Origin of the sequence: Streptomyces sp. RK9 (assembly GCF_045070545.1) — a bacterium.
Lineage (GTDB): Bacteria > Actinomycetota > Actinomycetes > Streptomycetales > Streptomycetaceae > Streptomyces > Streptomyces alboflavus.
In genome coordinates this window covers 744922-753326 of sequence record NZ_CP173703.1, presented here as the reverse complement: position 1 = coordinate 753326, position 8405 = coordinate 744922, and the positions used below count along the sequence as shown (strand labels likewise).

At 73.5% G+C, this 8405-nt stretch carries 8 protein-coding genes; 4 read left to right on the top strand and 4 right to left on the bottom strand.

What is annotated here, in order from left to right:
- Positions 1–6 precede the first annotated feature (6 nt).
- From AB6L24_RS03225 to AB6L24_RS03215, 3 genes are all read right to left on the bottom strand, one after another.
- Positions 7–417: a hypothetical protein gene (locus AB6L24_RS03225; protein ID WP_405651860.1), complete on the bottom strand. Its 411-nt coding sequence runs from the start codon at positions 415–417 to the stop codon at positions 7–9.
- 59 nt (positions 418–476) lie between these two features.
- Positions 477–905, bottom strand: a complete 429-nt coding sequence (locus AB6L24_RS03220) for a hypothetical protein (RefSeq protein WP_405651857.1) — start codon at positions 903–905, stop codon at positions 477–479.
- 485 nt (positions 906–1390) lie between these two features.
- On the bottom strand, positions 1391–2482 hold the full coding sequence (locus AB6L24_RS03215; protein ID WP_405651855.1) for an alpha/beta hydrolase-fold protein: 1092 nt from the start codon (positions 2480–2482) through the stop codon (positions 1391–1393).
- A 262-nt stretch (positions 2483–2744) separates the two neighbouring features.
- On the opposite strand from AB6L24_RS03215, the gene AB6L24_RS03210 reads away from it, so the two are divergent.
- The 3 genes from AB6L24_RS03210 to AB6L24_RS03200 are packed head-to-tail and all read left to right on the top strand — an operon-like array spanning position 2745 to position 6653.
- The gene (locus AB6L24_RS03210) at positions 2745–3605 is read left to right on the top strand and encodes an ABC transporter ATP-binding protein (protein WP_125262457.1); all 861 of its coding nucleotides are present in this window, start codon (positions 2745–2747) and stop codon (positions 3603–3605) included.
- Positions 3602–4582, top strand: coding sequence for an iron-siderophore ABC transporter substrate-binding protein (locus tag AB6L24_RS03205; protein ID WP_405651852.1), 981 nt, complete (start codon positions 3602–3604; stop codon positions 4580–4582). Before AB6L24_RS03210 ends, AB6L24_RS03205 begins: the two co-directional genes overlap by 4 nt.
- Before the next feature lie 4 nt (positions 4583–4586).
- The gene (locus AB6L24_RS03200; protein ID WP_405651850.1) at positions 4587–6653 is read left to right on the top strand and encodes an iron ABC transporter permease; all 2067 of its coding nucleotides are present in this window, start codon (positions 4587–4589) and stop codon (positions 6651–6653) included.
- A 22-nt stretch (positions 6654–6675) separates the two neighbouring features.
- Here AB6L24_RS03200 and AB6L24_RS03195 read toward each other — a convergent pair whose 3' ends face one another.
- Positions 6676–7365, bottom strand: coding sequence for a flavin reductase family protein (locus AB6L24_RS03195; RefSeq protein WP_405651848.1), 690 nt, complete (start codon positions 7363–7365; stop codon positions 6676–6678).
- A gap of 66 nt (positions 7366–7431) precedes the next feature.
- Here AB6L24_RS03195 and AB6L24_RS03190 point away from each other — a divergent pair, with 66 nt between their 5' ends.
- Complete coding sequence (locus AB6L24_RS03190) at positions 7432–8169, top strand: ArsR/SmtB family transcription factor (protein WP_405651846.1); 738 nt, start codon at positions 7432–7434, stop codon at positions 8167–8169.
- The last annotated feature ends 236 nt before the right edge of the window (positions 8170–8405 follow it).

Here is an 8405-nt window from a genome sequence, read left to right as displayed (position 1 = left end):
CCGGCCTCAGTGCCAGTCGCCGACCACCCTGGTGTTGTCGACGCCCGACAGGAAGTAGAAGTAGTACTCCCCACCGCTCAGGTGGTAGGTGGCGGTCGCCTTGCCGCCGCAGGGGATGCGGACGACGTTCCCGACGGGCCGGTCACGGCCCCATGTGACGTGGTAGAGCTGCCCGGCGGTGATGTCGCTCGCGCAGTAGGCGGACAGCGTGACCTTCTGCCCGTCGCCCTGGGGGCGATGCGTCTTCGGTGAGTGGCCGTAGGAGTTGAACCGGACCTCGAAGTCGACGGAGGCGGCGGCGGGGTGCGGAGCGGCGGCGGGCACGGGCACGTGCTGCCGGGCCGCACCCGCCTGGGCCGGGGCTCCGGTGAGGCCCACGGCGAGGAGCGCCGCGGCGGTGGCGAGGAGCGTGCGCATGGGGAGGTCTCCGATTTCTCTCGGGGGAGTACGGGGAGCGCGAAGGCTCGGGGGCGGGGTCAGGCGCCGTCGGCGACGATGTGCGTGTTGTCGACGCCGGAGATGAAGTGGAAGTAGTAGAAGCCGCCCCGCAACTGGTAGTTGAGGGTCTTGGGGGCCCGGTTGCAGGGAACGGAGAAGGCGCGGCCGACCGCGGGGTCGACGCCGGTCGCCGAGTGGTAGAGCTGCCCGACCAGGGCGTCGCTGTCGCAGTCCGCCTTGAGGGTGTAGCGGTGGACTCCGAACTGGATGCTCAGGGTCGGTGAGTCGGCCCGCCCGTTGAACCACATGTCGAAGAGGACGCTCTTGGCCTGGTGGCGCGGTGCCCGGTCCGACAGGGGAGGCGTCGAGGCCGACGGGGAGGTGAGGGCGGAGGCGGCGGCCGACGGGGCGGCGGGGCCGGTCACCAGCGCGGCCAGCGCGGCGACGACTGCGGCGCATCGATGCATGTGCGTGATGCCTTCCTGATGGGGGCGACGGGGCCCGACGAGAGTCCACGGGAGCCGTATCGGCGCCCCGCTCGCATCTCGTACGTGAGTTCGCCCAGGCGATCCTGCGGCTCTCGGGCGGAACAGCCGGGCAGGCGAAGCGGTCGTGCGGGGAAGGCAGGCGCAGGTTCACTCCAACGGCTCTTCGTCGGTTCCCCCGCATCGGCGAAGACGTCTGCGCCTGCCTCCGGTTCACCCCGTCCGGCCGTGCTGCCGACGAGGTGTGACCAGAGTCTGCGGCGGCCGCCCGACGCTCACAACCGCATCCCGGACGCTTCCCAGAAGTCGGGATCCCAAGGGCCCTGACCTGCAGGGACGCAGATGTCCCGGGACGACGGCGCCGCCGTGGGCACCGGAGTACGCCCTGACCCGCTGCCCGGCCGACCTCCCGAGCGCATGCCGAAGGAGCCCCTGGGCGCGCGCCCAGGGGCTCCTTCGGCCAGGCTCTAGGCCAGCGCCCAGGCCACGTCCCTGAGCAGCGCCTGCCGCCAGCCCGCGCGGTCGTGGTCCGACGCCGAGCGCGAGACCCGTACGGTCGCACCGGCCTGCTCGGTCAGGGTCTCGACCAGTGCGCAGTGGGGCAGCATCCGCGCCTCGTGTTCGCCCACGTCGAAGGCGACCCGCAGCCCGGACAGGTCGGGGCCCTCCGCGAGCCGCGCGGCGATGGCGCCCCCGAGCGGTCCGCCCAGGGGGTCCGCCTGGCCCATCGCCTCGGGCGTCCACCAGAACGACGACGACTGGACGGCGATCCGGGACACCAGGTCCGGGAATGCGAGGGCCGCGTACATCGCGCTCAGCCCGCCGAGGCTCTGCCCGGCGACCACGAGCCGGTCCGGGTCGGCCGGTACGCCGGACTCCGCGACCAGCGGCAGGAGTTCGTGCCGGACCGCCTCCCACAGCTCGGGGCGGCACGTGAACTCGGCCTCCCTGTCCTTGGCCGGGAGGAAGACCAGGGAGACGGGCGGCAGCTCGCCGGCGGCGACGGCGGCGTCGAACGCGGTCATCGCCGGGTGCAGATACAGCCAGTCGTCCCCGTCGAGCAGCAGGACCACGGGACCGCCGCCGCCCGCGGCGTGCACGCGGACGGTGCGCCGCCCGCCGAGGCGTTCGCTCGCCCAGCGGATCCGGGTGCGCGGGACGGGCAGGACGTCGTCGGCGCCGACGGCGGGCCAGTGCGGCTGGTCCGGGGCGTCCGGGGTGGCCGCGATGGACCGGTCGCCGCCCGCGCCGACCGGGTTGAAGGGGTCGGCGTACGCGTCGTCGCCCGCGCGGAACCGGTAGGTCACCCGCAGCCGCGCGGGCATCCGCACCCGGGCGTACCAGCAGTCCGTGTCGTCCCAGCGGCGCAGCGGAACGGGCTCGGACCAGCTCTCGAAGTCGATGCTCGCCGCGGATCCGCGCCACAGGAACAGGGTGTCCCAGCCGCCGTCGTCGGCGGGTATCGAGGCGGGTGCCCCGGCCGCCGCCCAGAACGCGTCGGTGCCGGGTGCACCGGAAAGGCCGAACTCGGCGAAGGCCGGGGACACTTCGGCACGCATGCAGGTCTCCTTGCGAGAGGGAAGCGGGAGCTGGACTCGCTCCGATTAGGTGAGCCTAACTTCATGGTGACCGTCGCCTCCAGCCCCGATCCGGCTGCCGGAACCGGCCCTCAGGGGTGGCTGGTGGCGCCCGGGCCCGGGGTGCGGCACTTGAGAGAGGGGGAGGGATCCGGCGCCTCGCGAGAGTCTGGCCGGAATTCACCTTGCGGCCGGAACGGGACCCTCGCTTCACCCATCGATAAGGTTAGGCTAACCTTCGGGCGTGCATGTTGGTGAAGAGACCGCAGAGGCCACGCGCCCCCAGGGTCATGAACTGCTCGCCACGGGCGTCACCGTGGCGTACGAGGGCGTCGATGTCGTACACGACGCCTCGATGACGCTGCGCCCGGGCGAAGTGACCGTCCTGGTGGGCCCGAACGGCAGCGGGAAGTCGACGCTGCTGCGGACGCTCGCCCGGCTGCAGCGCGCCCGGACCGCCCGCATCGTCATCGACGGCGACACCGACGGCCTAGCCCTCGGCCCCCGTGACTTCTCGCGCCACGTCGCCCTGCTCACCCAGGGGCGCCCCACACCCAGCGGGCTGACCGTCCGGGACGTCGTCGAGTTCGGCCGCTACCCGTACCGGGGCCGCTGGGGCAAGGCCGACCCGGGCGGCCGGGCCGCCGTGGACCGCGCGCTCGCCCTGACCGGCGTCGCGGACCTCGCCGAACGCGGCGCCGAGCACCTGTCCGGAGGGCAGCTCCAGCGCGTCTGGCTCGCGGGCTGCCTCGCCCAGGAGACCGGCGTCCTGCTGCTCGACGAGCCCACCAACCACCTCGACCTCCGCTACCAGGTCGAACTCCTCGACCTCATGCGGGACCTGGCGGACGACCACGGCATCGCCGTCGGCGCCGTCCTGCACGACCTCGACCAGGCCGCCGCCGTCGCCGACCGCGTCGTCCTGCTCGACGCGGGGCGGGTCATCGCCGACGGCGACCCCGAAGACGTACTGACGCCGCAGCGGCTGACCGACACCTACGGCATCCGTATCGACGTCGAGACCGACCCGCTCACCGGTCGCCTGCGCACCCGCGCCATCGGCCGCCACCACTCGCGAAGCGAAAGGCTCAGCACCACCTCATGAAGCGCCTCCTGATCACCGCGGCGGCCGCCACCGCCGCGGCCCTCACCCTGTCCGCCTGCGGCACCACCGAGTCCGCCGACGACGAAGCGAAGAAGGGCGCCGAGTCCTTCACGCTCACCGACGACACCGGCGCGAAGGTGAAGCTGAACGGCCCCGCCAAGAAGGTCGTCGGCACCGAGTGGAACGTCGTCGAGAGCCTGATATCCCTCGGCGTCGAGCCGACCGGCGTGTCCGACGTCAAGGGCTACAAGACCTGGGACAGCGCCGTTCCGCTGAAGAACGACCCCAAGGACATCGGCACCCGCGGCGAGCCCAGCATGGACACCATCGCGTCCCTGAAGCCCGACCTCATCCTCGCCACCACCGACCTGCCGGCCGCCGCGGTGAAGCAGATGCGCAAGGTCGCCCCGGTCCTGACGGTCAAGGCCAGCGACGCCGCCGACCCGATCGGCCAGATGAACAAGAACCTCGACCTCATCGCCAAGGCCACCGGCACCACCGAGCAGGCCACGAAGCTGAAGAAGGACTTCGAGGCGAAGCTCGCCGCGGGCAAGAAGAAGCTCGCCGCCGCCGGTCACGGCGGTGCGAAGTACGCCTTCGCCGACGGCTACGTCACCGGCAACCAGACCTCGATCCGGCCGTACACCGGCGGCTCGCTCATCGGCGCCGTCAACGAGAAGCTCGGCCTGAAGAACGACTGGAAGGTCAAGGGCGACAAGGTCTACGGCCTCGGCACCACCGACGTCGAGGGCCTCACCAAGCTCGACGAGGACGTGCGGTTCGCCTACATCGGCAACGACGGCGACAAGGGCAGCAACCCGTTCGCCGGCGCCCTGAAGAAGGACAAGGTCTGGACGTCGCTGCCGTTCGTCAAGAAGGGCAACGTGCACCGTCTGCCCGACGGCATCTGGATGTTCGGCGGCCCCGGGTCGATGAACAAGTACGTCGACTCCGTCGTCGACACCCTGAAGAAGTAACGCCATGGCCGTCACCGCGACCACCCCCGCCACCCGTCCGTCGACAGTCGCGTCACGTACGGGCGCGGCCGCGGTGACGGCCGCACTGGTCCTCCTCGTCGCCGCGCTCGCGGTCGTGGACATCACGCAGGGCACCGCCTCGGTCGGCGCCCCCGAGATCTGGAAGGCCCTCACCGGCCGGGCCGAGGCGGGCGACTCGTCCGTCGTCATCGCCTCCCGGCTGCCGCGCATGACCGCGGGCCTCCTCGTCGGCACCGTCCTCGGCATGGCGGGCGCCGCCCTGCAGGCGGTCAGCCGCAACGTCCTCGCCTCGCCCGACACCCTCGCCGTCAACGCGGGCTCCTACCTCGCCCTCGGCCTCGCCGCCGCCACCGGCGTCTCGCTGCCGCTGCTCGCCTCCTCCGGCGTCGCGTTCGTCGGCGGCCTCGTGGCGGCCGCCGTCGTCCTCAGCCTCTCCGGCCTCGGCGCGGGCACCGTCCGCCTCGTCCTCGCCGGCAGCGCCCTCACCTTCGGCCTCACCGCCGTCGCCGAGGGCCTCCTGCTGCTGCGCCCCCGGCAGACCGAGGGCCTCTACAAGTGGAACCAGGGGAGCATCGCGCAGAACGGCTTCGACGGCGTGCTCCAGATGGCACCCATCGCCGCCGTCGGCCTCGTCGGCCTCGTGCTGCTCGCCCGCCGGGTCGACGCCCTCGCCCTCGGCGACGACGCCGCGCGCGGCGTCGGCGTCCCCGTCCGCTCCACCCGCGTCACCGCCGTCGTGCTCGCCGCGCTCCTGTCCACGGCCGCCGTCACCCTCGCCGGACCGATCGGCTTCGTCGGCCTGTGCGCCCCCGCCCTGGTCCGCCCGCTGGCCCGCAGGTTCCGCGCCTTCACCAAGGCGCGGGCGCGGCTGCCGTTCGCGGGCCTCACCGGCGCGGCCCTGGTGCTCGGCTCCGACGTGCTGCTGCGGGCCGTCGTGCCCTCCGACACCGCGGTCGCCGTACCGACCGGCGTCGTCACCAGCCTCGTCGGCGCCGTGTTCCTGGTCGTCATGGCCGCGCGGACCCGGGACACCGCCGGAGCCCTGCCGACCGAGCGGCTGCGCATCCGGAGCCGGGCCACCTTCGTCGTCACCACCGCCGTCCTCGTGCTCGCCCTCGTCGGCGTGACGATCGCCGGCGTGCTCATCGGCGACAGCAAGCTGCTCCTGGGCGACGTGCTCAACTGGACCCAGGGCCGCTCGGGCCAGGCCATCACCTTCGTCCTCGACACCCGCGTCCCCCGCGTCACCGCCGCCCTCCTCGCGGGCGCGGCCCTCGCCCTCGCCGGGACCCTGATCCAGGCCGTGACCCGCAACCCCCTCGCCGAGCCGAGCGTCCTCGGCGTCACGAACGGCGCCGCCGTCGGCGCCGTCCTGCTCGTGACGACGGTCCCCGTGGTCGGGTCGTGGGGCATCGCCGCCGGCGCCTTCGCGGGCGCCGCGGTCAGCGCGGTCCTCGTCTTCGGCCTCGCGGCGCGCGGCGGGTTCCAGCAGAACCGGCTCGTCCTCGTCGGATTCGGCGTCGCCACCGGGTCGACGGCCATCATCAACCTGCTCATCATCCTCACCGACCCGTTCAACGCCACGAAGGCCCTCACCTGGCTCTCCGGCTCGACCTACGGGCGGACGTTCCCCGACGTCGTGCCGCTCGCGATCGTCCTCGCCGTGGGCCTCGTCATCGCGGTCGCGCGCCGCACCGAACTCGACCTCGTCTCCCTCGACGAGGACACCCCGCGGCTGCTCGGCCTCAACCTGAGCCGGGGCCGTCTCGGCTTCCTCGTCCTCAGCGTCCTGCTCAGCGCCACCGCCGTGGCCGCCGCGGGCACGATCGGCTTCGTCGGCCTCGTCGCCCCGCACGCCGCCCGCGCCCTCGTCGGCCGCCAGCACGTGCGGGTGATCCCGGTCTCGGTGCTCCTCGGCGCCGTCCTCGTCTGCACGGCCGACCTGGTGGGCCGCACGGTGATCGCACCGGCACAGCTCGGTGCCGGGCTCATGACCGCGATGCTCGGTACGCCGTACTTCCTCTACCTGCTGGTACGCACCCGCAAGTAGGGCCGTGCGGTCCGCGGGGGCTTCAGACGGAGTGCCCGGCGCGATCGCGGGGGGTGCGGGTGCGGTAGGAGTGGCCGAGTTCCGGGCCGAGACCGAAGTAGTGGCGGAAGTTGTAGATCAGCGGGGTCCAGGCGGCGGGGTCGACGTGGTCGGTGCCGGGGACGACGACGCGGGCGTCCGCGTGCACCCTGCGCACGGCGGCCTCGACGATGACGAACTCTCCGGTCGCGTCCGGCCGCACCCGTGCGGCGCGTGCCTCCAGCTGAAGGGGGCACTCGGCGACGCGCGGCGGTCGTACCAGCTGGGAGGGCTCACCGGTCAGCCCGGCCGCGCCGAACTTGTCGGGCTCGAAACGGCAGCCCTCGGCCTTGGTCGGAGGCACCGGATCACGGCCGGTCAGGGGCGCGAGCCGCTCCACCGCGGGCCACTGGTCGGCCGTCGGCAGATTGATGACCATGTCGGGCCGGCTCGCGAGGTTGTGCGCGGTCTGCCCGTCGCGGCCGAGGCCGAGGACCACCGTCTGCCCGAGCGCCCACGCGGAGGAGAGGGGCGCGAGGTTGAACGAGCCGTCCCCGTTCTCCGTCGACAGGAGCACGACCGGCGTCCCGAAGTACAGGATGGTCGGCTCGATCGTGAGGTGGGGGACGGCCGCGGCGGGCGTGGGGCCCAGGGGAGCCGTGGTGGGCGTGGTGCTCAGAGGTGCTGTGTCCATGCACGGCACGCTAGGAGCCGGACGCTTCGGCGGCGGCCGAAGTGTCGCGGGGTGAGAATCACCGGTATGGACACACGGCGCACCCGCGGCAGCGGTCCCGACCTGGCCGCCGTCGCGACACTCCTCGCCGACGGCACCCGGGCGGCCTTCTGCCTGGCCCTGCTCGACGGACGGGCCTGGACGGCGACGGAACTCGCCCGGCACGCGGGCGTGGCCCCCTCGACCGCGACCGAGCACCTGCACGCCCTCGTCCGCGGCAACCTCCTGGCCGAGGAGCGCCAGGGCCGCCACCGCTATGTACGCCTGGCCGGTCCCCAGGTCGCCGAGCTGATCGAGGGCCTCGGCGCGCTGGCCCCCGGCGGCGGACCGGCGCCGCGCACCCTGTCGGCGGCCGGTCGCCGCCAGGCGCTCGCCCACGCCCGCACCTGCTACGACCACCTCGCGGGGACCGTCGGCGTCGCGATCACCGACGCGATGACCGAGCGCCGCCTCCTGGACCTGGACCACGGGCTCGCGCTCACGCCCGCGGGCGCCGACTGGCTCGCGGACCTCGGCATCACCGTCCCGTCCGGCACGCGTCGGCCGTCGGTGCGGTCCTGCCTCGACTGGACGGAACGCCGACCGCACCTGGCCGGGGCGGTCGGGGCGGCGCTGTGCCGGCATGCGCTGGACACGGGCTGGGTGACTCGGGTCGGCACCACCCGTGCCCTGGTGGTCACGGGATCCGGACGGGAGTCGCTTCAGCGACATCTCGGCTTGGCCGACGAGACGCTCGTGGGCTCGGGAGGGGCTGCGGCGGCCTGAGGGGGGTGATGGGCTGCCTGGGCGGTGGGTGGGGATGGGGCGGCCGTGACCCGGTGTGCGGTGAGGGGCGTGGCCGGGCGGGTGGGGTGACCGTGACCGGGAGGGGCCGGTGTGCTGGCCTGGCGTGTGGCGGTGGTCGTGGCCGGGCGGGTGGGGTGACCGTGGCCGGGAGGGGCCGGTGTGCTGGCCTGGCGTGTGGCGGTGGTTGTGACCGGGCGGACGAGGTGCCCCTGACC

Bases quoted from the DNA above. Each gene is read 5' to 3' on its own strand.
- AB6L24_RS03205 (WP_405651852.1), top strand. From the start codon at position 3,602: ATGAAGCGCCTCCTGATCACCGCGGCGGCCGCCACCGCCGCGGCCCTC.
- AB6L24_RS03195 (WP_405651848.1), bottom strand. From the start codon at position 7,365: ATGGACACAGCACCTCTGAGCACCACGCCCACCACGGCTCCCCTGGGC.
- AB6L24_RS03215 (WP_405651855.1), bottom strand. From the start codon at position 2,482: ATGCGTGCCGAAGTGTCCCCGGCCTTCGCCGAGTTCGGCCTTTCCGGT.
- AB6L24_RS03200 (WP_405651850.1), top strand. From the start codon at position 4,587: ATGGCCGTCACCGCGACCACCCCCGCCACCCGTCCGTCGACAGTCGCG.
- AB6L24_RS03225 (WP_405651860.1), bottom strand. From the start codon at position 417: ATGCGCACGCTCCTCGCCACCGCCGCGGCGCTCCTCGCCGTGGGCCTC.
- AB6L24_RS03190 (WP_405651846.1), top strand. From the start codon at position 7,432: ATGGACACACGGCGCACCCGCGGCAGCGGTCCCGACCTGGCCGCCGTC.
- AB6L24_RS03220 (WP_405651857.1), bottom strand. From the start codon at position 905: ATGCATCGATGCGCCGCAGTCGTCGCCGCGCTGGCCGCGCTGGTGACC.